27 protein-coding genes are annotated in these 23,203 nt (G+C 57.0%); 19 read left to right on the forward strand and 8 right to left on the reverse strand.

Going from position 1 to position 23,203, the window contains the following annotated elements; translation table 11 throughout:
* The first annotated feature begins 24 nt into the window (after positions 1 to 24).
* The 5 genes from ACSQ3H_RS24480 (at position 25) to ACSQ3H_RS24500 (ending at position 4,228) form a co-directional block, all read left to right on the forward strand.
* On the forward strand, positions 25 to 1,485 hold the full coding sequence (locus ACSQ3H_RS24480; RefSeq protein WP_436119722.1) for a form I ribulose bisphosphate carboxylase large subunit: 1,461 nt from the start codon (positions 25 to 27) through the stop codon (positions 1,483 to 1,485).
* Positions 1,486 to 1,495: 10 nt separating this feature from the next.
* Complete coding sequence (locus ACSQ3H_RS24485; RefSeq protein ID WP_436119723.1) at positions 1,496 to 1,915, forward strand: ribulose bisphosphate carboxylase small subunit; 420 nt, start codon at positions 1,496 to 1,498, stop codon at positions 1,913 to 1,915.
* Positions 1,908 to 2,831, forward strand: a complete 924-nt coding sequence (gene cbbX / locus ACSQ3H_RS24490; protein WP_436119724.1) for a CbbX protein — start codon at positions 1,908 to 1,910, stop codon at positions 2,829 to 2,831. The genes ACSQ3H_RS24485 and cbbX overlap by 8 nt, the downstream gene beginning before the upstream one ends.
* Positions 2,828 to 3,517, forward strand: a complete 690-nt coding sequence (rpe, locus tag ACSQ3H_RS24495) for a ribulose-phosphate 3-epimerase (RefSeq protein ID WP_436119725.1) — start codon at positions 2,828 to 2,830, stop codon at positions 3,515 to 3,517. Before cbbX ends, rpe begins: the two co-directional genes overlap by 4 nt.
* Before the next feature lie 153 nt (positions 3,518 to 3,670).
* Positions 3,671 to 4,228, forward strand: coding sequence for a thioredoxin family protein (locus tag ACSQ3H_RS24500; RefSeq protein WP_436119726.1), 558 nt, complete (start codon positions 3,671 to 3,673; stop codon positions 4,226 to 4,228).
* Positions 4,229 to 4,273: 45 nt separating this feature from the next.
* On the opposite strand, the gene ACSQ3H_RS24505 is transcribed toward ACSQ3H_RS24500, so the two are convergent.
* Complete coding sequence (locus tag ACSQ3H_RS24505) at positions 4,274 to 4,660, reverse strand: c-type cytochrome (RefSeq protein WP_436119727.1); 387 nt, start codon at positions 4,658 to 4,660, stop codon at positions 4,274 to 4,276.
* Between the two features lie 572 nt (positions 4,661 to 5,232).
* On the opposite strand from ACSQ3H_RS24505, the gene ACSQ3H_RS24510 reads away from it, so the two are divergent.
* From ACSQ3H_RS24510 to ACSQ3H_RS24530, 5 genes are all read left to right on the forward strand, one after another.
* Positions 5,233 to 6,216, forward strand: a complete 984-nt coding sequence (locus ACSQ3H_RS24510; protein WP_436119728.1) for an ABC transporter substrate-binding protein — start codon at positions 5,233 to 5,235, stop codon at positions 6,214 to 6,216.
* An 84-nt stretch (positions 6,217 to 6,300) separates the two neighbouring features.
* Positions 6,301 to 7,038, forward strand: coding sequence for an ABC transporter permease (locus tag ACSQ3H_RS24515; RefSeq protein ID WP_436119992.1), 738 nt, complete (start codon positions 6,301 to 6,303; stop codon positions 7,036 to 7,038).
* Positions 6,998 to 7,756 carry an ABC transporter ATP-binding protein gene (locus ACSQ3H_RS24520; RefSeq protein WP_436119729.1) on the forward strand — a complete coding sequence of 253 codons (759 nt, stop codon included), beginning with the start codon at positions 6,998 to 7,000 and terminating at the stop codon, positions 7,754 to 7,756. Before ACSQ3H_RS24515 ends, ACSQ3H_RS24520 begins: the two co-directional genes overlap by 41 nt.
* Positions 7,753 to 8,712 carry a quinoprotein relay system zinc metallohydrolase 2 gene (locus tag ACSQ3H_RS24525; RefSeq protein WP_436119730.1) on the forward strand — a complete coding sequence of 320 codons (960 nt, stop codon included), beginning with the start codon at positions 7,753 to 7,755 and terminating at the stop codon, positions 8,710 to 8,712. The genes ACSQ3H_RS24520 and ACSQ3H_RS24525 overlap by 4 nt, the downstream gene beginning before the upstream one ends.
* Before the next feature lie 81 nt (positions 8,713 to 8,793).
* Positions 8,794 to 9,648 (forward strand): quinoprotein dehydrogenase-associated SoxYZ-like carrier, encoded by an 855-nt coding sequence (locus tag ACSQ3H_RS24530; protein ID WP_436119731.1) that lies wholly within the window; start codon positions 8,794 to 8,796, stop codon positions 9,646 to 9,648.
* Between the two features lie 7 nt (positions 9,649 to 9,655).
* On the opposite strand, the gene ACSQ3H_RS24535 is transcribed toward ACSQ3H_RS24530, so the two are convergent.
* Positions 9,656 to 10,006 carry a hypothetical protein gene (locus tag ACSQ3H_RS24535; RefSeq protein ID WP_436119993.1) on the reverse strand — a complete coding sequence of 117 codons (351 nt, stop codon included), beginning with the start codon at positions 10,004 to 10,006 and terminating at the stop codon, positions 9,656 to 9,658.
* A gap of 499 nt (positions 10,007 to 10,505) precedes the next feature.
* Here ACSQ3H_RS24535 and xoxF5 point away from each other — a divergent pair, with 499 nt between their 5' ends.
* From xoxF5 to pqqE, 9 genes are all read left to right on the forward strand, one after another.
* Positions 10,506 to 12,290: a lanthanide-dependent methanol dehydrogenase XoxF5 gene (gene xoxF5 / locus ACSQ3H_RS24540; protein ID WP_436119994.1), complete on the forward strand. Its 1,785-nt coding sequence runs from the start codon at positions 10,506 to 10,508 to the stop codon at positions 12,288 to 12,290.
* A 162-nt stretch (positions 12,291 to 12,452) separates the two neighbouring features.
* Complete coding sequence (locus ACSQ3H_RS24545) at positions 12,453 to 12,977, forward strand: c-type cytochrome, methanol metabolism-related (protein ID WP_436119732.1); 525 nt, start codon at positions 12,453 to 12,455, stop codon at positions 12,975 to 12,977.
* On the forward strand, positions 12,978 to 13,841 hold the full coding sequence (locus ACSQ3H_RS24550; protein WP_436119733.1) for a substrate-binding domain-containing protein: 864 nt from the start codon (positions 12,978 to 12,980) through the stop codon (positions 13,839 to 13,841).
* Positions 13,842 to 13,862: 21 nt separating this feature from the next.
* Positions 13,863 to 14,417, forward strand: coding sequence for a PQQ-dependent catabolism-associated CXXCW motif protein (locus ACSQ3H_RS24555; protein WP_436119734.1), 555 nt, complete (start codon positions 13,863 to 13,865; stop codon positions 14,415 to 14,417).
* Between the two features lie 75 nt (positions 14,418 to 14,492).
* Positions 14,493 to 14,588: a pyrroloquinoline quinone precursor peptide PqqA gene (locus tag ACSQ3H_RS24560; RefSeq protein WP_436119735.1), complete on the forward strand. Its 96-nt coding sequence runs from the start codon at positions 14,493 to 14,495 to the stop codon at positions 14,586 to 14,588.
* 101 nt (positions 14,589 to 14,689) lie between these two features.
* A complete protein-coding gene (gene pqqB / locus ACSQ3H_RS24565) occupies positions 14,690 to 15,625 on the forward strand; it encodes a pyrroloquinoline quinone biosynthesis protein PqqB (RefSeq protein ID WP_436119736.1) in 936 nt (311 codons plus the stop codon).
* Positions 15,622 to 16,377, forward strand: a complete 756-nt coding sequence (gene pqqC / locus ACSQ3H_RS24570) for a pyrroloquinoline-quinone synthase PqqC (RefSeq protein ID WP_436119737.1) — start codon at positions 15,622 to 15,624, stop codon at positions 16,375 to 16,377. Before pqqB ends, pqqC begins: the two co-directional genes overlap by 4 nt.
* The gene (pqqD, locus tag ACSQ3H_RS24575) at positions 16,374 to 16,673 is read left to right on the forward strand and encodes a pyrroloquinoline quinone biosynthesis peptide chaperone PqqD (RefSeq protein ID WP_436119738.1); all 300 of its coding nucleotides are present in this window, start codon (positions 16,374 to 16,376) and stop codon (positions 16,671 to 16,673) included. Before pqqC ends, pqqD begins: the two co-directional genes overlap by 4 nt.
* Positions 16,670 to 17,803 carry a pyrroloquinoline quinone biosynthesis protein PqqE gene (gene pqqE, locus ACSQ3H_RS24580; protein WP_436119739.1) on the forward strand — a complete coding sequence of 378 codons (1,134 nt, stop codon included), beginning with the start codon at positions 16,670 to 16,672 and terminating at the stop codon, positions 17,801 to 17,803. The genes pqqD and pqqE overlap by 4 nt, the downstream gene beginning before the upstream one ends.
* Before the next feature lie 154 nt (positions 17,804 to 17,957).
* Here the strand turns inward: pqqE and ACSQ3H_RS24585 are convergent, their stop codons facing one another.
* From ACSQ3H_RS24585 to ACSQ3H_RS24610, 6 genes are read right to left on the reverse strand one after another with little or no spacing between them, the layout of a single operon-like run.
* Positions 17,958 to 18,590, reverse strand: coding sequence for a hypothetical protein (locus ACSQ3H_RS24585; protein WP_436119740.1), 633 nt, complete (start codon positions 18,588 to 18,590; stop codon positions 17,958 to 17,960).
* Positions 18,587 to 19,441 carry an ABC transporter permease gene (locus ACSQ3H_RS24590; RefSeq protein ID WP_436119741.1) on the reverse strand — a complete coding sequence of 285 codons (855 nt, stop codon included), beginning with the start codon at positions 19,439 to 19,441 and terminating at the stop codon, positions 18,587 to 18,589. The genes ACSQ3H_RS24585 and ACSQ3H_RS24590 overlap by 4 nt, the downstream gene beginning before the upstream one ends.
* A complete protein-coding gene (locus tag ACSQ3H_RS24595) occupies positions 19,438 to 20,244 on the reverse strand; it encodes an ABC transporter ATP-binding protein (RefSeq protein ID WP_436119742.1) in 807 nt (268 codons plus the stop codon). The genes ACSQ3H_RS24590 and ACSQ3H_RS24595 overlap by 4 nt, the downstream gene beginning before the upstream one ends.
* A 55-nt stretch (positions 20,245 to 20,299) precedes the next feature.
* On the reverse strand, positions 20,300 to 20,797 hold the full coding sequence (locus ACSQ3H_RS24600) for a hypothetical protein (protein WP_436119743.1): 498 nt from the start codon (positions 20,795 to 20,797) through the stop codon (positions 20,300 to 20,302).
* Positions 20,798 to 20,831: 34 nt separating this feature from the next.
* A complete protein-coding gene (locus tag ACSQ3H_RS24605; RefSeq protein WP_436119744.1) occupies positions 20,832 to 21,806 on the reverse strand; it encodes a YVTN family beta-propeller repeat protein in 975 nt (324 codons plus the stop codon).
* 23 nt (positions 21,807 to 21,829) lie between these two features.
* Positions 21,830 to 23,062, reverse strand: coding sequence for an ABC transporter substrate-binding protein (locus ACSQ3H_RS24610; protein ID WP_436119745.1), 1,233 nt, complete (start codon positions 23,060 to 23,062; stop codon positions 21,830 to 21,832).
* Positions 23,063 to 23,203 lie beyond the last annotated feature (141 nt).

Raw genomic sequence — 23,203 nt, forward strand, 5'->3', positions numbered from 1 at the left:
GCACTAAAAGGAAAGGACCTTATCATGTCGAACAAGTCAGAAACGGTCACCGGAAAGGACCGCTACAGGTCCGGTGTCATGGAATACAAGAAGATGGGCTATTGGGAGCCCGACTACGAACCGAAGGACACCGACATCATCGCGCTGTTTCGCATCACGCCGCAGGATGGCGTCGATCCGATCGAAGCTGCCGCTGCCGTTGCCGGTGAATCGTCTACCGCAACCTGGACGGTCGTCTGGACCGATCGCCTGACAGCGACAGAGAAGTATCGCGCCAAGGCTTACCGCGTCGATCCGGTTCCCAATGGCGAAGGCCAGTACTTTGCCTACATTGCCTACGATCTCGACCTGTTCGAACCGGGCTCCATCTCGAACCTGACGGCGTCGATCATCGGCAACGTCTTCGGCTTCAAGCCATTGAAGGCTTTGCGGCTTGAGGACATGCGCCTGCCGGTGGCCTATGTGAAGACCTTCCAGGGTCCGCCCACAGGTATCGTCGTCGAGCGCGAACGCCTCGACAAGTTCGGCCGGCCGCTGCTTGGCGCAACGGTGAAGCCGAAGCTTGGCCTGTCCGGCCGCAACTACGGCCGCGTCGTCTACGAGGCTCTGAAGGGCGGTCTCGACTTCACCAAGGACGACGAGAACATCAACTCGCAACCCTTCATGCACTGGCGCGAGCGTTTCCTCTACTGCATGGAGGCCGTCAACAAGGCGCAGGCTGCTACCGGTGAGATCAAGGGCAGCTACCTCAACGTCACTGCGGCGACGATGGAGGACATGTATGAGCGCGCCGATTTCGCCAAGGAATTGGGCTCGAACATCGTGATGATCGATCTTGTCATCGGCTACACGGCGATCCAGTCCATGGCCAAGTGGGCGCGGCGCAACGACATGATCCTGCATCTGCATCGTGCCGGCCACTCGACCTACACGCGGCAGAAGTCGCATGGCGTGTCGTTCCGCGTCATCGCCAAGTGGATGCGGCTTGCCGGCGTGGATCATATCCATGCGGGTACGGTGGTCGGCAAGCTCGAGGGCGATCCGGCAACCACGCGCGGCTACTACGACATCTGCCGCGAGGACTTCAACCCGATGCGTTTGGAGAACGGCGTGTTCTTCGATCAGCATTGGGCCTCGCTCAACAAGATGATGCCGGTGGCCTCGGGTGGTATCCATGCCGGTCAGATGCACCAGCTTCTCGACCTTCTGGGCGAGGACGTGGTGCTGCAATTCGGCGGCGGCACGATCGGTCACCCGCTCGGCATCGCAGCCGGTGCCACGGCCAACCGCGTTGCACTCGAATGCATGGTGCTGGCACGCAACGAGGGCCGCGACATCGTCAACGAAGGACCGGAGATCCTGCGCATGGCTGCACGCAGCTGTCAGCCTCTGCAGCAGGCGCTCGAAGTCTGGAAGGACGTTTCCTTCAACTACACCTCAACCGACTCGCCGGATTTCGTTCCGACGGCCACAGCAGCTGAATAGGAGAAGCGACATGCGTATTACCCAGGGAGCATTCTCGTTCCTGCCCGACCTTACCGATGAGCAGATCGCCAAGCAAGTACAGTACTGCATCGACAATGGCTGGGCGGTCAGCCTCGAATTCACCGATGACCCGCACCCGCGCAACACATATTGGGACATGTGGGGACACCCGATGTTCGACAACCCGGACGCCGCGGCGCTGATAATGGAACTGAAGGAATGCCGCAAGGTCTATGGCGATTATTATATCCGGTTGGTGGCCTTCGATAACTCGCCTGGCTGGGAGTCGGTCAAGCTGTCGTTCCTAGTCAATCGCCCGCCGGAAGAGCCAGGGTTCCACCTTGCCCGCCAGGAAGGCGAAGGCCGTGTCGTTCGGTACACGACAAGGGCCTATGCGACCGACAAGCCAGCGGGGCAGCGCTATGGCTGACGCGAGCATCACGCAGCTGGAAATCCCTGCTGCCATCGACCTGCGCGCCGAATATGTCGAATCCGGCGTCAAGGAAGTGCTCGACGAACTCGACCGCGACTTGATCGGCCTAAAGCCGGTCAAGCAGCGGATCAAGGAGACGGCGGCGCTCTTGCTGGTCGAGCGTGCGCGCCGTCGCATGGGTCTTGCACATGAAACGCCGACGCTGCACATGAGTTTCAGCGGCAATCCCGGCACCGGCAAGACCACCGTGGCGTTGCGCATGGCGGACCTCTTGCATCGCCTCGGTTATATCCGCAAGGGCCATCTCGTCTCGGTCACCCGCGATGATCTGGTCGGGCAATATATCGGTCACACAGCACCCAAGACCAAGGAGATCCTGAAGAAGGCCATGGGCGGCGTACTGTTCATCGACGAGGCCTACTATCTGCACCGGCAGGAGAACGAGCGCGACTACGGCCAGGAAGCGATCGAGATCCTGTTGCAGGTGATGGAAAACCAACGCGACGATCTCGTGGTGATCCTGGCGGGTTATGCCGATCGCATGGACAAGTTCTTCGAGAGCAACCCCGGCTTCCGCTCGCGCATCGCTCATCACATCGATTTTCCGGATTATAGCTCGGACGAGTTGCTCAGTATCGCCGAAACCATGCTGTCCAAACAAAACTATACGTTCGATGCGGAAGGCCGCGCCATCATGTCCGACTATATCGAGTTGCGCCGCCAGCAGCCGCATTTCGCCAATGCCCGTTCCATTCGCAATGCGCTCGACAGAGCGAGGTTGCGTCACGCCAACCGATTGTTCGAGGCATCCAACGGGCCAACCGATGCAGTGGCGCTGTCCACGATCACTGCCGACGATATCAGGGTCAGCCGTGTGTTTTCCGCATCACCAAGGGAGGAACCAACACCATGAACCGGAACATACTCATTGCACCGTCCGTGCTTTCCGCGGATTTCTCCCGCCTGGGCCAGGAAGTCGAAGACGTCATGGCTGCCGGAGCCGACTGGGTGCATCTCGATGTGATGGACGGACATTTCGTCCCGAACATCACCTTCGGGCCGCAAATCATAAAATCCATCCGCAATAGAACGGCGGCGATATTCGATTGTCATCTGATGATAGCGCCAACGGATGCTTATCTCGGTGCCTTCGCCGATGCGGGATGCGATTTCATTACTGTGCATGCGGAGGCCGGGCCGCATCTCGATCGTTCACTGCAGGCTATCCGCAACCTTGGCAAGAAGGCGGGTGTCTCGCTCAATCCGTCAACCCCGGAAAGTGTCATCGAATACGTGCTGGACCGGCTCGATCTGGTGCTCTTGATGACGGTCAATCCTGGTTTTGGCGGGCAGGCGTTCATCCCGTCGGTCATCGAAAAGGTCCGGCGTGTGAAAGCGATGATCGGCAACCGTCCAATCCATATTGAAATAGATGGCGGCGTGACGCCGGATACCGCACCACTGGTTGCTGGAGCCGGAGCTGATGTGCTCGTTGCGGGTTCCGCCGTCTTCAAGGGAAACGGCAAGGCTGCCTATGCTGACAATATCGCCGCAATACGTCATGCTGCCGATCATGCGAGGCATCGCGCGGCAGCGTGAACGTGCCTTACCCTCCCCCTTGTGGGGAGGGCAGGAGCGAAAGCGACGGGGAGGGGTCCTTTTTGAAAGCTTACAGAAATGCCCCTCCCCGGACCTCCGGTCCGACCCTGCCCACAAGGGGGAGGGCAAGGCGGCGACGTTAAGGAGAAAATAATGGCGGCGATACCACCCCTTTGCGATTTTGGCTGGAAAGCCGTTGATGCGAGCCTGATCGGAACCGATGGCCAAAGACATTCCGTTCTGGCGCAGGCAGGCGACAAGGGGCTCGTCGTCGCCTTCATCTGCAACCATTGTCCTTATGTGAAAGCCGTTATCCAGCGGATTGTCCGCGATGCCCGGGACCTGAACGAACTTGGCGTCGGTTTCGTCGCCATCAACGCCAATGATGCGGTTGCCTATCCTGCCGATTCCTATGAAAACATGAAGGTTTTCGCTCGAGACAACGATTTTTCGTTTCCCTATCTCCACGATGCTGACCAGAGCGTTGCGCGCACGTATGCCGCGGTCTGCACGCCTGATTTCTTCGGGTTCAATGGCGCTGGTGAATTACAGTATCGCGGACGCCTGGACGCGTCGCGGAAGGAAACAGCCGCACCAGATATACGCCGCGACCTTTACGAAGCGATGAAGGAAGTCGCGAATACGGGGCAGGGGCCGCGCGAGCAGATGGCGTCGGTCGGCTGTTCGATCAAATGGCGTGAGATTGCCTGATGAAGTGAAGGTGCCGCCGGCCAGATCAACCGGCGGCGATCCCAGCTATTTGTATTGATTCAGATAGGCTTCAAGATCAGTAATTTCCTTATCGTCCTTCAACCCGGGAAAGGCCATTTTCGTGCCTTTCACCTTGGCTTTCGGATCGTGCAGATAGTCGCGCAAGCTGGCTGAGTCCCACACGAGTCCGGCTGCGCCTGCCGCCTTCATTGCGGGTGAATAGCTGAAACCCGGATGGGTTCCTGCGGTCCTGCCCATCAACTTGTTCAACGACGGTCCGACTTTGTTCTTGTCGGTATCGGCCACGTGACAGACCGCACATTTCTTGAAAACTGTTGCTCCTGCAGTGGCGTCACCGGCGTCTTGGGCTCGGGCTCCAGCAACAGACAGAATCGCAACTGATAGTCCAATCAGAACGGTAGAATAACGCATGGCATCTCCTCATTTTCGCCAAGGGTGCCCTGGACGAAGACCGGCGCCAATTTTCCATGCATTGGCGCCACCAGTTTTTAGAACACTTCCAGAGCGTACCTTCAGCGCCTGATAAGTCAATTGCTTGGCTGGGAAATAACGCCGCAGCTTCACGTTTGTGTTTTCTCTGGCAGGTGCGATTGACGCCAGCAGATCACAACCGTAATTTGCGAGGAAAGTTTCTCATCGGGCACCTTGAGAAATCCAGTGAACGACCTTTGATCCTGTCGGCTTGCCTCTTGTTACGGCGCTATCGCAGGTGAAACGTGTCAGAGGATTGGAGGCGCCGGTATGGATGTTATCGATCTCGTTTTGACCATCTGTCTCTTATCCAACCCGACCAGTTGTCGGGAGGAGCGCCTGCATTTTGAAAACAGGGGCGGCCTGAACAATTGCATGTCCCTCGCACCAACAGAAATTGCAAAATGGTCCGGGGAACATCCAAAGCTCAAGATCGTTCGGTGGAAATGCGACTATCCGCCAAAGGACCTGACGCTCTAGACAGGTAAAAGCGGTCTGTCTGGGAGGACATCGTGACAGCATTACATCTAAGGTTATTCCGCTTATCGATATTGCTGCTGCTCGCTCTTGGTCTCGGCACGCAGGTGGGGCTGGCTGCGGAGACCATTCGTGTTGGCGTGCTCAAATTCGGGACTGTCAATTGGGAACTGGATACGATCAAGCAGCATAAGCTCGACGAAAAATATGGTGTGAATGTCGATGTCCGCTTCTTCGCCAGCGAAGATGCAACCAATGTCGCGATGATGGCCGGAGACGTTGATATCATCGTGACGGACTGGCTCTGGGTGTCGCGGCAGCGCGCATCGGGCGAAGACCTGACCTTCGTGCCCTATTCCAGTTCAGTCGGCGCTTTGATGGTTCCCGATGGCTCGCCGATCAAAAGTCTGGCGGATCTCAAGGGCAAGAAGATCGGCGTGGCAGGCGGGCCGCTGGACAAGAGCTGGTTGCTCATACAGGGCTATGCCAAACACCAATTCTCGCTCGATCTGCCTGCACAAAGCGAGATCGTCTATGGCACGCCGCCCTTGCTTGCCGAAAAAGCGCAGCAGGGCGAACTCGACGCTGTGCTGAACTTCTGGAATTTTTGCGCAAGGCTCGAAGCCAATGGGTTTCACCGTCTGGTCAGCACCAGCGATGCCGCAAAGTCGCTCGGCGCCACCGGAAATGTTTCTGCCATCGGATATATCTTCCACGATAAATGGGCCGACGCCCATCCGGACGCAATAGCGGGTTTCGTCAAGGCCAGCAGGGATGCGAAGACTCTGCTCGGCAGCTCGGATGAGGAATGGCAACGTCTGGCGCCGGTGGTGAAAGCCGAGGGCCATGCGCTCGACGTGCTGCGCGATCGCTATCGCGAGGGCATTCCCGCGCGACCCATCGAGGATGAGCAGGCCGATGCCACGAAGCTCTATGCGATCCTCGCCGAGCTTGGCGGTGAGCGGCTGGTCGGCCCCGGAAAGACATTGGCACCCGGTACGTTCTGGAGGGAGGAGTAGGTGGCGGTAGCCTCGACTGAACCTGAGCAGGACGGCAAGATCATCGTTTCCGGCGAAGTCAGGAAGCGGCAGTGGAATTCGCCGCTGATGGTGTTGCTGTCGTTTGCAGCATTGGTCATCGCGTGGCATGTCGGAGCGACACTCTGGCCGAGCCGTTCTTTCCCGGCGCCTTTGCTGGTCCTGCAAACATTCATCAGCGAAACCGCGAGCGGCGATCTGCCCTATCATCTGGGTATTACCTTATGGCGCGTCGCCGCCTCCTTCTTTCTGGCGATGCTTATAGGCTCGGTGATTGGCATCCTGCTTGGCAGCCATCAGCGCGCCAACCAGTTCTTCAATCCCTGGGTCATTCTCTTCCTCAACATACCGGCTCTGGTCATCATCGTCCTTGCCTATATCTGGTTCGGGCTCAATGAGGCCGCAGCGATTGGCGCTGTCGCGCTCAACAAGATCCCGAACGTGGTCGTCACCATGCGCGAAGGAACAAGGGCGCTCGATCCGCGCTACGCGGAAATGGCGCAGGTCTATCGCTTCAGCGCGCTTGAGCGTTTGCGGCATATACTGTTGCCGCAGCTGCAGCCCTATATAGCCGCCGCATCGCGCTCCGGCGTTTCGCTGATCTGGAAAATCGTGCTTGTGGTCGAGTTGCTCGGCCGTTCGAATGGCGTCGGTTTTCAGATCAATCTGTTTTTTCAACTCTTCGATGTCGCGGCGATCCTTGCCTATACCCTGGCCTTTGTCGCTGTGATGCTTTTCATCGAACTTGTCGTGGTGCAACCGCTTGAACACACATCAACTCGCTGGCGTCGGCGCGCGGCTTAAAGCCGATATAGAAGAAAAGTCGTTCCGCTCATCCAATGGCGGCGCGATCGAGGTCCTGCGCAATCTGCGCTTCGAGGTGGGGCAGAACGAATTCGCCTGCATCCTTGGCCCTTCCGGTTGCGGCAAGACGACGACGCTTCGGATTTTGCTTGGTCTCGATAGCGACTATCGCGGGTCGATCCAATTGCCTGGATTGGCAGACGCGCGCATCGGCGCAGTGTTTCAGGAGCCGATGCTTCTGCCGTGGCGAACGATCGAGCAGAATGTACGCCTCGCCATGCCGAAACATTTGCGCGATACCAATCTTGACACGCTGTTCAGCACGCTCGGCCTGTCGAAAATGCGGAACTTCTACCCGGCAGAGTTGTCGCTTGGGCTTGCGCGCCGGGCGGCGATTGCCCGGGCGCTGGCGATCGAGCCGGATATCCTCCTGCTGGACGAACCTTTCGTTTCACTGGATGAGCCCACAGCGCAACAGCTGCGCTACATGCTTTTGTCCGTCTGGTCCGAGCGCCCGACGACCGCGCTGATGGTGACGCATAATCTGCAGGAAGCGATCATGCTCTCCGACCGCGTCATCGTGCTTTCGGATCGTCCCGCCCATGTGATTGGCACGTTTGATATCCGCCTGCCGCGCAATTATCGCAACGAACAGGTCAAGTCTGATCTGTTACGTTCGTTCAATGAGAAATTCGCTGGGCTGAGGAACGCGCCATGAGCCAGCCAACACGGCGCAGCGTGCTTCGAACAGGCGTCTTTTTCGCCTGTTGTGGCATGACGCATATCCGTCTGACGCGGGCGCAGTCGAGCACAGTCGAGGCTTTGCCTGTCCAGGAGATTACCCAAGGGATCTTCGCCTTTGCGGGCAGGCCCGAAATGATGACCGAGAAGAACGAGGGCGAAATCTGCAATGTCAGTTTCATTATCGGCGAAGACGCGGTCGCCGTGATCGACAGCGGCGGCAGTGTCGCCGAGGGCAGGGAACTGCTCGCCGCCATTCGCGCCAACACCGATAAGCCGATCCGGTACCTGATCAACACGCACATGCACCCCGATCATATCTTCGGAAACGCCGCGTTCGAGGGCACCAGCGCCATCGTCACAGGCCATCACAATCTGCCGCGTGCGCTCGCCAGCCGCGGCGACTATTATCTGCAGAGCTACCGCGACGCCATGGGTAGCGCGCTGATGGCGGACATCAGGATCGTCCCGCCGACGAAGCTGATAACCGGCGAGGAGCAGCTCGATCTCGGTAACCGGAAACTGACATTGAAGGCCTGGAAGCCGGCCCATACGGACAATGACCTTACGATTTTCGACGAGCAGTCCGGTACCTTCTTCACCGGCGATCTGTGTTTCATTGACCACCTGCCGACGATGGATGGATCGTTGCTGGGCTGGATCGCGCAACTGGAAGACCTGAAGGCCATCAGGGCGAAATTCGCCGTTCCGGGGCACGGTCCGGTGCCATCCCCATGGCCGCAGGCGCTCGATCAGGAGCAGCGCTATTTCGATGCGCTCGCCCGCGATATTCGCAAGGCGATCGCCGATGGCGTGCCCATGGCGGAGGCGGTCAAGACAGCGGCAGAGAGCGAGCGGAACAACTGGCGTCTCTTCGACGAATATAATTTGCGCAACGCCACGGCCGCCTTTGCCGAACTCGAATGGGAATGAACTCGTTTGCAAGTACGTCAGCCGAGGTGATATACTCAGAAATGGCCGGGCACCGCCAATTTTTCTTGGTGGAGGCAGAATATGATGATGAAGGCGATACAACCGCGCAGCCGGATGTTTGCGCTTGTCCTTCTGGCGCTCGTTGGAGCGGCAATGCCATTTGCCGCCAGCGCACAAAGTACCAGCGCAACCGATAGTAAAACCTGGGACAGCCTCAAGGGCGACGTATTCGGTCAAAAGCCGATCGAACCCGCCGGCGATATCGTCACCATCGAAGCGCCGAAACGCGCCGAAGACGCGGCAATCGTACCCATTGATTTGCATTTCAAAACCGATGCGGCAACTGGCCGGATCAAGGCTGTAACCCTCATCGTCGATGAAAATCCGTCACCCGTCGCCGCCGTATTCCGGTTCGGCAAGGATGCGGGCGTGACCCACCTGGCGACACGCATCCGGGTCAATGCCTATTCCTATGTCCGCGCTATCGCGGAAACCGAGGATGGTAAACTTCATATGACACAGGCTTTCGTCAAGGCGTCCGGTGGCTGCTCCGCCCCCGCCATGAAGAACCAGGATGAAGCTCTGGCCTCGCTCGGCAAGATGAAGCTCCGCGTCTTCACATCCAAGACCCCCGGCAACGAGCCGATGACCCGCGCGACCGAAATGCAGCTGATGATCCGTCATCCCAACAATTCCGGGCTGCAGATGGATCAGGTCACGCGCTATTACATTCCCGCGCATTTCATCCAGGGCCTGACCGTATCGCAGGGCGACCGGTTGATCATGTCGATGGAGGGCGGAATCTCGATCTCGGAAGATCCGAATTTCCGCTTCGAGTTCGATGCAAAACCTGGCGAGGATGTCAAGGTCGAGGCGGCCGACACGGAAGGCAAGAAATTCCAGGATGAATGGCCGCTGGCATCATCGAGTCTTTGATCCCGTTCTAGAAACAGCGGACGTCGGCTTCGGCCTGCGCGCGCTTCAATTCGGTGATTGAAGCCTTTGCCGGCGCACTGTCGCGGAACAAAGCGCCATTCTCTCCGGGCACCAGTCCCATCTGTTTGTAGGTCTCTGCTGCTTCGTAGTGAGGATAGGTCACGACCGAGGCGATCACGTCGATCGAACAGGAGCAGCGCTGGAGCATATCACGGTTCTCACCATTGGCTTTCATGCAGCCGTAAACGTACTCGGCCAGGGTCGAAGTGGGGTAATCCGAAGCCGCTTTTGCCGGCAAAGAAAGGACAATTGCTGCACTTGCTAACAGGGCAAATTGCGTGATTTTCGACGTCACCATGGCATCCTCGCATTTGTTGACGGTAAATATACATTTTCCAAATAGATAGCAAATAGCGATAACAAACTGCAATCAGAATTGTTTTTGCAAGTATCAAATTATGTGACGGGGTCTTCTGGCAGAATATGGTAATTAAATCGGCCACTTACTGCGATGCAGCATAAGTACACTGCAGTGCAACAAATATAATTTGATAATCCCGCTTGCCTAATGCAATTCTTTCTCCTATCGTCAACTTGTTTCCGGCTTCAAGGACGTTACCGTCAAGGGAGTGGTGACAGTCTTCGTAGGCCAAGCGAGGTGGGCAGTAACGGTGCCCTCTGCGCGCCTGGCTTTGTCGTGACACGCTGCCGGAAATACTTCCCCATTTGCGTGAGCTAATGGAGCGAACCCGCACTGAAAAACGGCTTCGTCCGATAGTTCATAAATGTGAACTTAGGGAGGACTCATAATGCGTGTACACAAGAATTTAATTGGAATTGCATTGGCTACGACGGCCATGACGTTCTCATTGGCGGGGGGTGCTCTGGCCAATGACGATCTTCAAGGCCTGATTTCTGATTCGAAGAACTGGGCGATCCAGACCGGCGATTACGCTAACACACGATACTCAAAACTCAACAAGATCACCAAGGACAACGTCAAAAACCTTCAGGTCGCCTGGACGTTTTCGACCGGTGTGCTGCGCGGCCATGAAGGAGGCCCGCTCATCGTTGGCGATGTGATGTATGTTCATGCGCCATATCCGAACACCGTCTATGCGCTTGACCTGAACAATGATGGCAAAATCCTCTGGAAATATGAACCCAAGCAGGACTCGAACGTCATTCCCATCATGTGCTGCGATACCGTTAATCGCGGCGTAGCCTACGGCGACGGCAAGATATTCCTCTATCAGGCCGACACCACACTCGTTGCCCTCGATGCCAAGACAGGCAAGCCCGCGTGGTCCGTGAAAAACGCTGAGGCGTCAGACGGCAGTAAGGGTGAGTCTGGAACTTCCGCGCCGATGGTCGTGAAGGACAAGGTCATCGTCGGTATTTCCGGCGGTGAATTTGGTGTTCGCGGTGCGTTGACCGCTTACAACATCAAGGACGGCAAGCAGGCCTGGCGTGCCTGGTCGATGGGTTCCGACAAGGAAACATTGATCGATCCGGAAAAGACCACCCAACTCGGCAAGCCGGTTGGAGCGGATTCCGGTACCAACACCTGGGAAGGTGATCAGTGGAAAACCGGTGGTGGAACAACCTGGGGTTGGTACTCGTACGATCCCAAGCTGAACCTGATCTATTACGGCACCGGCAATCCGTCCACCTGGAATCCAAGTCAGCGTCCAGGTGACAACAAATGGTCCATGACCATCATGGCCCGCGATGCCGACACAGGCATGGCTAAATGGCTCTACCAGATGACCCCGCACGACGAGTGGGATTATGACGGTATCAATGAAATGATCCTCGCGGATGGCATCAAGATCGATGGCAAGGATCGCGACGTTCTCGTCCACTTCGATCGTAACGGCTTTGCCTATACGATGGATCGTGCAACCGGTGAGCTCTTGGTCGCAAAGAAATACGACCCGGCAGTCAACTGGGCGACCGAAGTCGACATGAAAAAGGACAGCAAGACCTACGGCCGTCCGAAGGTCGTAGACAAATATTCGACCCAGGTACAAGGCGAAGACGTGAACACCACGGGCATCTGCCCGGCGGCTCTTGGTACTAAAGATCAGCAGCCCGCAACCTATTCGCCAAAGACCAAGCTTTTCTATGTTCCGACAAACCATGTCTGCATGGATTACGAGCCATACAAGGTCAGTTACACAGCCGGTCAGCCTTATGTCGGTGCGACACTGTCCATGTATCCAGCTCCGAACAGCCATGGCGGCATGGGTAACTTCATCGCATGGGATGCAGCGAAGGGTGAAATTGTCTGGTCCAAACCCGAACAGTTCTCGGTCTGGTCAGGCGCTTTGGCAACTGATGGCGATGTCGTCTTCTATGGAACGCTTGAGGGCTATCTGAAGGCAGTCGATAAGAACGGCAAGGAACTTTACAAGTTCAAGACACCGTCCGGTATCATCGGTAACGTCACTACATACGAACATAAGGGCAAACAATATGTTGCCGTTCTGTCGGGTGTTGGCGGATGGGCCGGTATCGGTCTTGCCGCTGGCTTGACGAAGCCGAATGAAGGTCTTGGTGCGGTTGGCGGTTACGCCGCTCTTTCCGACTACACGGCCTTGGGCGGTCAGCTGACCGTCTTCACTGTCCCTGAAAAATAAGGGACGAAGCGGACACAAGTTTGCAGATGCAAGCTTTGAATAGAGGGCGCCCGGTTAAACCGGCCGGGCCCCTTGTGCCGCCAAAATCAGATGATCAATCACGACCGTCTAACCAGCACCATGAGGTGCGAGCGGACGAGTTGGAATGTGAGGTTACCGTATATGCCTATTCGAATGACATTGCTTGCCGTTACTGCCGGTCTTGCGCTTGTAGCAAGCCTGGGCAGCGCCTACGCCGATGATAAGGCCGCCGCCGCGGTTGCTTCCGACGAAAATGGCAAATATGCCGACAAGGACGGAACCCCCACCTTCAAAATACAACCGGATGGTACGGTCGACTGGTACACCTATAGCGGCTTCCGCCGGTTCAATTCAGATTGTTTTGTCTGTCATGGTGCTGATGGTGCTGGTTCGTCCTTTGCACCGGCTTTGGCAAATTCGCTGAAGACAATGTCCTATGCCGACTTTCTGTCCACAGTTGCCGAGGGGCGCAAAAACCTCAAAAATGGCAATGACAAGGTGATGCCGGCCTTTGGCAACAACAAGAACGTCTATTGCTATATGGATGACCTCTACGTCTATCTGCGCGCGCGCGCCGTGGGCGATCTGCCACGTGGACGCCCCGCGAAGCATGAGGACAAGCCGCCTGCGGCGAAAGAGGCGGAAACCTCCTGTATGGGTGGATAAATGATGCGATATGCGCGACCACTGATGAAATGGATTGCCGGTGGCGTGATGGCGGCAACAGCCGCCATGCCAGCCGGGGTTCTTGCGCAAGGCGCTGGTCTCGGAGCCTCGGGTGAACTGGTCGATCCTGACGTCCTGCGGGTTTGCTCGGATCCATCCAACATGCCGTTCTCCGAGGAGAGCGGCAAGGGGTTCGAAAACAAGCTGGCTGATCTTGTGGCCGCAAAGACCGGACGCAAATCGGTGGCCTATACATGGTATCCGATGGCGACAGGCTTCGTGCGCAACACGCTACGGGATAACCGCTGTGATATCATCATGGGATATGCGCAAGGCGACGAACTTGTTCAGAACACCAATGCCTATTACCGCTCTACCTACGTGATGATCTACAAGAAGGACAGCGGCCTTGATGGTGTGGATACAATCGAGGACAGCAAGCTGGCGAACAAGAAAATCGGCGTCGTTGCCGGGACACCGCCGTCAGCCAACCTGGCCAAAGCCGGCTACATGCGCAATGTCCATCCCTATCCATTGATGGTCGATACGCGATTGGCGCCGTCCATGGCGGAGGTCATGATCAAGGAACTCAAGAGCGGTGTAGTCGACGTTGCGATCCTTTGGGGGCCGATGGCCGGTTATTATGCCAAGCAGATCGATCCGAATCTGACTGTCGTGCCGCTGGTCAAGGAAAAAACCGGACATATGACATACCGGATCACCATGGGTGTGCGGCCCTCTGATCAGGAGTGGAAGCGCACATTGAACAAGGTAATCCGGGAGAATCAGGCTGAGATCAACAAGATCCTGCTCGATTTCCAGGTGCCGTTGATTGACGAGAATAACAAGCCGATCACGCAGTAGCGTGGCGGACAGGAGTGCGAGGTGAGAATATCGCTGCGGAACTGTTCCGGTGCGTTGGCCGTTTTAATCACCGTACTGGTGACGACGGCTTCCGCGGCTGAAACGGTCCCGGAGCCAACGGGCTACAGGACCGAGAACTATCAGGCTCCGGTTCCGGCCACGTTGAAGGGGGCAAAGGTGGTCACTACCGACGAAGCCATCGCCCTCTGGAAAGACAAGTCGACGGTCTTCGTCGATGTCCTTCCCCATGATCCTAAGCCGGCAAATCTGCCGGCGGGGACCATCTGGAAGGAAAAGGTCCGGGAGGATATCCCGGGAAGCATCTGGCTCGCAAATGTGGGCTACGGAATCATCAACAAGGAGACGGAAGCCTATTTTCGCAAAGGGCTGAAATCTCAACTGGGCGACGACACGAAACGAAAGGTGCTTTTTTACTGTATGGAGAACTGCTGGATGTCTTGGAATGCGGCCAAGAGAGCTGTCGAATGGGGATATAAATCGGTACTTTGGTATCCTCTCGGCACCGAGGGCTGGGTCGCGGCGAAGCAGCCCACACAGAAAAATGAGCCCTTTTAATTCAATCTTGCGCCATAACGGCGTATGATAAGGGAGAAAGATCAATCTTTGATCTTTGAGCAGAAGGAGCAGAGCATGAAGAAATCATGGACAAAACCGACCATGTGTCAGGTCGCTGCCGGTATGGAACTTTCGCGTTACCTGCCAGCAGAACTCAAGGCAAAAAAGTAAGATCTGACCCATTGCCCTGCGCGATCTGATCGCGTGGGGCGACTTTCAGGATTGCTCATGAGGCTGGGAAGTGATTCCGGCTGCAGGGAAGTTTGCCCGCAATGCGATTAAAAATTATCGGCTCCGCGGCAGGGGGCGGGTTTCCCCAGTGGAATTGCAATTATCGATTGAGCCGTGGAGCATGGGACGGCGAAGCAAACTTTCGCGCGAGAACCCAATCCAGCCTCGCCGCCAGCGCGAATGGAAATGACTGGATATTGTTCAATGCCTCCCCCGATATCCGCCAGCAGATCGCGGCGACGCCGGACCTTCAACCTCGGGTCGATGGCCCGCTGCGCTCAACGCCGATCCGTGCGGTCATCCTGACCAATGCCGATGTCGATCACATCGCCGGGCTGCTTAGCCTGCGCGAGCGTGAGCCCTTTGTGGTCTATGCGACAAGGCGGGTTCTCGACGTGCTCGAATCCAATTCGATTTTCAACGTGCTTGACCGGGAGGTCGTCCAAAGACGCGAGCTTGCGGTGGGTGAGCGCATCGATATTGTGGACGTGAACGGAAAGCCGGTCGGTATCGTTGTCGAAACATTCGCCGTACCGGGCAAGGTGGCGCTGTTTCTCGAAGACCAGTCAAAGGCCGGGGAGGGTTTCGGCACGAAGCAAGGCGATACGATTGGTTTACACATTTCTTCAGAAAGTGGCGGGGCGGCCTTCTATGTTCCAGGCTGTGCCGGGATCGACGACACGCTCAAAAAGCGCTTGGCTAATGCCGATTGCCTCCTTTTCGATGGAACCGTCTTTACCGATGACGAGATGATCACCGCAGGTGTCGGCATAAAGACCGGCGCTCGCATGGGTCATATGTACATCTCAGGCGAGGGCGGATCGCTGGAAGCGCTTGCTGATCTCGGCATCAAGAAGCGGATTTATGTTCATATCAACAACACCAACCCCATTCTCGATGCAGCATCGCCTGAACATGCGGCAGTTGTCGCAGCGGGCTGGAAAATAGCATTTGACGGGATGGAGGTCAGGCTTTGAGCGAATTTGGCGATGCGGCGCGAGACGGATTGTCACCGGCTGATCTGGAAAAGGTTCTGCGCGAGGTCGGCGCCGAGCGTTATCACAATCGTCACCCTTACCATCATCAGATGGTGAGCGGGGCCTTGACCAAGGGTCAGATGCAGGCTTGGGCGCTCAACCGCTACTGCTACCAGTCGGTTATCCCGCGCAAGGACGCGATGATCATTGCCCGATCCGAGGATCCCGAATTTCGTGCCGAATGGCGCAAACGGGTCGAAGACCACGACGGCGATGACGGCTGGAGCGGCGGCATCGCGCGCTGGCTGAAGCTTGCCACGGGCCTTGGCCTCGATGCAGGCGATGTCAAAGGCGAAAAGCTGGCGCTGCCGGCGACGCGATTTGCCGTTGGCGCCTACCTTTCCTTCTGCACCAACCGCACGCTTCTCGAAGCCGTGGCGTCATCGCTGACCGAACTTTTCTCGCCTGTCATCATCGGCGAACGCGTCCCGGCCATGCTGGCGAAATACGATTATGTGACGCCGGATATCCTCGCGTACTTCGACAAGCGGCCGACACAGGCATCGCGCGATTCAGATTTCGCCCTTGCCTATGTGATGAAACATGCCGATACGCCGGAAAAGCAACAGGCCGTCATCGACGCCTTGATTTTCAAGTGCGACGTCCTCTGGGCCATGCTCGATGCGTTGGCTCATGCTTACGGAGAAAAGGGCAATATCCCGCCCGGCGCTTTCGATCCGGAGGCGACATGACCCAGACAGCTCGTGTCCGTGCAGTTGTTTCCATGCAATCGCGGCCCATATTAAAGTCTCACGCGCGGCTGCAATATGATAGGGTACGTGAGGCTTGGGCGCTGCTGTCGCCGGAACGGGTGTTCTGGCCGAATGAAGTCAGCCTCGACATCCTGAGGCTGTGCGACGGCCGCCACAGCGTGGGCCAAATGATCGCCATTCTTGCCGATCAATATGCGGCGGACGAGGCGGAGATCACGCCGGATGTAACCGGCTTTCTGCAGGAATGGTCCGACAAGTTTCTGGTGACGTTATGAACGAACCTGTCCTACCCCCGATTGGCATGCTGGCGGAACTGACGCATCGCTGCCCGCTTCAGTGCGCCTATTGTTCAAATCCGGTCGAGCTTTTGAAAGCCAACCGGGAAATGGATACGGCAGGCTGGCTTTCGCTGTTCGAACAGGCTGCCGACCTCGGCGTTCTACAGGTGCATCTTTCCGGCGGCGAACCGACGCTTCGCGCCGATCTTGCGGAACTTATTGCGTGTCTGGCGCGGCGCGGTGTCTATACCAATCTCATCACGGCGGGCGTTGGCATTGCCGATGGCCGAATTGAAGCCTGGACCGATGCCGGGCTTGATCATATCCAGTTGAGTTTCCAGGGCGCGTTTGCCGCAACAACGGAGAAGATCGGCAATTCTCGCGGCGCGCATGAAAAGAAGCTCGAAACAGCGCGTCGCGTCCGCGCCGCAGGTCTGCCGTTGACGATCAATGCGCCGATCCATCGCCACAACATGGAAGAAGTGCCGGATTTCATCGATCTTGCGCTCTCCCTTGGCGCCGAGCGGCTCGAAATCGCCAATGTTCAATATGCGGGCTGGGCTCTGCTCAACCGCAAGGCGCTCATGCCTGAACGGGAAGCCGTTGAACGGCAGGTGCAGATTGTCGAGGAAGCGCAGGAACGCTTGCGCGGTATCATGACGATCGATTTTGTTACGCCCGATTATTTCGCCATCTATCCGAAGCCCTGCATGGGCGGCTGGGCGCGTGATGCCTTCATGGTCGCGCCCGATGGGACTGTGCTTCCATGCCATGCTGCCGGCACGATCAAATCCCTGCATTTCGAGCGTTTCGGCGATTGGAGCTTGAGCCGCATCTGGCATGAATCATCAGCGTTCAATGCGTTTCGCGGTACCGACTGGATGCAGGAGCCATGCCGCAGCTGCGAGCGTCAGGAAATCGACTGGGGCGGCTGCCGCTGTCAGGCCATGGCGATCGCTGGCGATGCCGCTGCTACGGATCCCGCCTGCATCAAATCCCCACTGCATGCCCGCATGGGTGCGCTCATCAACGAAGCCATCAGCACAAAGGCGTCCGACACAACACCAGACGCCTTCACCTACCGCCGCATCGGCAGATCGGTCGAACTCGACCCAACTTCAGCATAGATGCTGTGCGTGGTTCGACAAGCTCACCATAAGGGAGATGGTGGATTGCAATATAATCACCAACGGTACAGATCTTGGCTCCCTGCAACCATTAACATCCCTCATGGTGAGCTTGTCGAACCACGCACAGCGCCCTCATGCGGCGGGTTACATATCAAGGTTTGACGATCGATTGCTGGATCGTCTTCGACAGGCCGTAAAGGCGCTGTTCGATGATGGTTGGTACTTCGCAGACATAGCTCAGCGATTGCACCCGCTCCTCGAAAATACGGGTTTCCCATTTCAGCCGCTCATCGAGCCTGTCGAGTTCTTCCGGGTCGGCATCGGGTTTGGCGCGCATCGCGTCGACCGTCGAGGCTTCCTTGCGCAGATCCTCTGCCATACTCCGCTGCTTGTCAGCATAGCGCGAAATCCCGGAAATCACCTGTTCGCGCTCGCGGTTCAACGTGTCGAACACCCCCTGAAACAACATGAACATCTTGTCGTTCACCTGTTCCTTCGGCAGTCCCACCGCAAACTCGACAATCTGCTTTTGAGCCACGTCGAGCGGGTTGCGCCGCGCCGCGAGTTCGCCGACGAGATCGTCGATTTTGGGATCGGTATCCCAGTTTTTCGCCACTTCCGGAATGTCAGGGCCGTTCCACACCTGGCCGATCGAAAGTTCCGGCACCTTGCGCTGGACGCAGGGCCAGCTCGGATCATTGTTCGCCGCGGCAAAAGCAAGATGCGACGAAAACAGCAGGAAAACGCCCGCCGACGCAGCGAAGATTACCTGTGAGCGCTTCAATTATTGCCTCCCTCTTGTTTCTTGATGACGAGACCGCGGGAGGGGTCGTAGGCGATGATGGCTCCGGCGATGAAAACAAACGTGAAGCCGCAGACGACCGCCAGCGAGGTCCATTCGATCTGCCCGTAGAAGGCGAAGCGCACCAGTTCAACCGCATAGGTAAACGGGTTGAGCAGGCAGATCTTGTAGAGGAGGGGGCTTGCCTCCTGCACGCGCCACAGGGGGTAAAGTGCGGAAGATGCGAAATACATCGGGAAAATCACGAAGTTCATGATGCCGGCGAAATTCTCGAGCTGCTTGATCAGTGAAGACAGCAGCATGCCCAGCGCACCCAGCATCATGCCCGACAGGAACAGCGCCGGCAGCGTCAGCAAATAGCCTGATGGCGGTGCCTTGACGCCCCAGAACCAGGCGATGAACAGGAATGCGTAGACCTGGATGATTGACACCGCGACACCGGCGAGCAGCTTCGAAACCAGCAGGAACCAGCGCGGAAACGGACTGACCAGCAGCGTGCGCATATTGCCCATTTCCCGGTCATAGACCATGGAAAGCGAGGATTGCATGCCGCTGAACAGGAGGATCATCCCGCACAGGCCGGGCGTGATATAGACCTCGTAAAGCACATAGGTCTGATAGGGCGGGATGATCGAAACGCCGAGAACCTGCCGGAAGCCCGCGGCAAAGATGAAAAGCCACAGCAGCGGCCGGACCAGCGAAGAGATGAAACGTTCGCGCTGGTTGAGATAGCGCAGGCCTTCGCGGATGAGAATACCCTTGAGGCAAACCAGATAATGCATCAGGCCGAAGCGGCTGCGTCCGATCGGACCGTGGCTGGTGATATCGGTCATAGCCGGCTCCCCGTTTGCAGTGCGACAATTCCGGTAAGCCGCGAGAAGGCTTCGTTGATTGTCTCGGCGCCGGCGTTCTTGACCACGTCATTCACTGCCCCATTGGCAACGAGCTTGCCCTGATTGAGGACGATCACCTGATCCGCATGACTGACTTCGTCGATCAGATGTGTCGCCCACAGCACGCTGATGCCGTTTTCCTGCACCAGCTTGCGGATGTCGGCGAGGATCGTGGCACGCGACTTGATATCGAGACCAACGGTCGCCTCATCCAGGAGCAACAGCGAAGGCTCGTGCAGCAGAGCACGGACAATCTCGACGCGCCTGATCTGCCCGCCTGAAAGGCTCCGGGCCTTTTCATGCAACCGGTCGCTCATGTCGATGGATTGCATCAGATCGTGAATGCGCTGATTGGCCTCCCGCGAGCGGATACCATGCAACGAGGCATGGTAGGAGAGGTTCTGATGCACCGACAGGTCGAGATCGAGCGTGCGTGCCTGGAAAACGATCCCGAGCCGTCGCAACGCATCGCCTGGCCTGCGATCAATGTCATGGCCGAAGACATGGATGCGGCCTTGCCTCGTCGCGAATAAGTGGCTGATCAATGAGAACAGCGTCGTCTTGCCCGCCCCGTTGAGGCCAAGGAGCACGGCAAACCGTCCAGGCGCTATGGAGAATGTGATGTCATCCAGCGCTTGCCGCTTGCCATAAGCGTAGCTTACCGAGGCGAGTTCAAGCGCCGGAACACTGGTCTCCGGCAATGATTTATCGTGAATGTTTTTCAGTCCGGCATTTGTACCCATCAAGCTCCACCCTTGGTACTCCATGCGATTATATAACCCTGCAGCGATCTGACGGCTATTTGATGGTAATCGTACCCTTCATTCCCTTGTCGGCAAGATCTGGCACAGACCATGTATATTTGCCGGGCCGCACCGCCGTGAACTGTACATTGATCGTCCCCGGACTGTCGAACTCTAGCCATGCGGGTCCGCCATCCATATGCACTTCGAGATCGTTGATGACGATCTGGTTCATCCAGACATTGCGGAAAAGATCGGTAACGAATTTATACTCGAGCCCCGCCGCAGAAGTGATCTTCCAGCGATAGCCCTGTCCGGTGACCAGTTCAAAATCCTTCTGGTTCACGGTGAATTCATCGTCTTTCGAACCGAGGATGAGTTCCGGGACATTCTTGCTGGCGCGTGTGACCGCGGGTGGTTTTGCCTGCATTGCCGCTTTGGGCTCAGGCGCAGCCTTGGTGTCGTCATCGTCATCGGCTTGAGCAAAGGCAAACGACTGAGCCAGCGCGATGCTGATAAAGGCGGCAAGTGCCAGCGTTTTATAGTTCGTCATATATTCCCTCCCTTTGGTAGTCGTCAGATTTGCTTCAATTCGGCGATATCGCCACGCCCCAGGGCAATTGTCCCACTGTGACCGATTTGATCGGCTCATCGGTTTCAGTGTCGATGAACGTGATGTCGTTCGACAACCCGTTCGTGCTGATGATCTGCTTGCCATCCGGCGTAAACGCCAACTGCCAGACCCGCTGCCCCACCAGTATGTATTTTTCCACCTCGTAGGTTTCCGTGTTGACCACGGCGACGCGGTTCGCGGGACCGAGTGCCACATAGGCTTTCTTGCCGTCAGCGGTGATGAGTATGCCAACGGGCTGGATTTGTTCGGAGCGCAGCCCTTGAATTTCGAAGGTGATTTTGTGGGTTACGGCGCGTGACTTGTTATCGATGACCGATACTGTGCCGCCGATTTCCGCGGAGACCCAGACTTCCGAGCCATCGGGCTTGAACTGCGCAAAACGCGGACGTGAATCCACAAGCACATTGTCGGTGATTTCGTGCGTCGACGTATCGATGAAATGCGCCATGCTTGTCGTTTCCGACGTATTCACGATGGTCTTGCCATCCGAGCTCACGCCCATGCCTTCCGGCTCGACCCCCACCGGAATTTCTGCAACCACGCTTTTTGAATTGACATCGATCACGGTGACGAGATTGTCGTCCTCGTTGGCGATATAGAGTGTCTGGCCGTCGGGCGAGAGGACGAAAAGTTCGGGATCGGGACCAGACGGGAGCGAGCCGACGATTTCATTCGTGCTGGTATCGATAATCTCCACGGTGTCGTCATCGCTGGCGCAGACGTAGAGCAGCTTGCCATCATGGGAAATGGTGATGCCGCGCGGCCTCTGCCCGACATTGATCGTCTTGACCACCTCCATGGTTTTGGAATCAACCACGGTTACCGTGTTGTCTTTCTCATTCGAAACGTAAACCATATTGGCCCAGGCGGGCTGTGCAAGAAACGGCAGCGCCACGGTCACAGCGAGCAGCCACATATGTCGTCGCATTTCATTCCTCCCATTACGATTCTTTAATTGAGCTTGCACTTGGTCTCCGGCCTGTCCACGCCCAGCGTGTCGAGCTCTGAAAACTGATGCAGGAAACCTTCCTGCGGCGAAGTGGAAACAACACCGTGGCCATCGCCGATCAGGATCGGCTGGCGCAGCTGCCAGTTCCAGTTCCGGAAACTGAGCTTTTGACCCTTGAAGGCTGCTATGGAAAAGTCGTCTGCCTTGATGAAGGTTTCGACCTGTTTGGGATCGTTCCCCTTTGACCGCGTGACCGCCTCTCCCAATATGCGCACTGCAGTCCAGGCCTGCATATCCTTCGACAGCATCCGCCGTCCGGTCGCCTTGTCGAAACGGTTCTGAATCTGTGATCCACCCCACTGTTCGCTGGCGGGGTGCCAGCTTGAGGGAACAAGCCCGGCGGTTCCTGCCACAGGTCGCGGCGTCCACGTCCGGTAAGGTACGTAGCTGCCAAAAACTTCGCTTTCATCGGCGACAATGACGACGTCGTGTTCGGGCAGGTTCTGCGTGAAAACCGGCATCTGCTTTTGCACCTGGATGACGCCGGTATCGGTCCTGCGTGCGGTGCCTTTGTCCTCGTAAAGCCGCTCTTCCACGATCGTCGCACCGAAGCGCGATGCGGCACGGCGGATCGCGTCTGCATAAAGCTTGTCGCGGTCGTGCGAACCATAGAGCAGAACCCATTTGCGCCATTGTTTCCAGACGAGGTACTGCGCCAGTCCGTCGGCAAGCATGCTTCGCGTCGGTGCCGTGTGGAAGACGTTCGAGCGGCATTCCTCCTCACGCAGGCTGTCATCCGTCGCGCCGACATTGAACAGGAGGACGCCGCTATCCTTGGCAAGATCGGCTATCGACAGCAATTGCTTGGCGGAAATATCCGTCAGAATGAAACGATCGCCGCGGGCGAGCATTTCCTTGAAGACGGGGACCACATCGGCGTCGAATTTTGTCTCGGTCACATCGAGCGCAAAACTCTGGCCCAAAAACTTGCCTGTCGTGTTGTTGTCGTTGATGGCGACATTGGCGCCGGCAACACCCTCGTCACGGGGCGGGATATCGAGCACTGAAAGCGCCAGTTGTGGTTCATAGGCACGAAGATAGCCGATCCGTGTTTCAACCGCAGGTTTTGCAGGCTTATTCGTCGCAGCCTGCTGCGCCGATACCCCGGACACGTTGACGAAGAGCAAAAAAAAGCCGAATAAAACTAAGAGAGTGTTTGGCACCGTACTCTTCATGATCATACCATTCAGTCTACCCGCCATTCACATGATGGCGGTCGCTTAAGAACAGAGGTGCCCATAGTGTTTTTAAACAACCCCGCCATAATCTCAACCCTCGGTGTCAGCTTTTCTTTGACGCCCGGAAAGATTTCCAGT

The organism is Phyllobacterium sp. LjRoot231, from assembly GCF_964253365.1.
Lineage (GTDB): Bacteria > Pseudomonadota > Alphaproteobacteria > Rhizobiales > Rhizobiaceae > Phyllobacterium.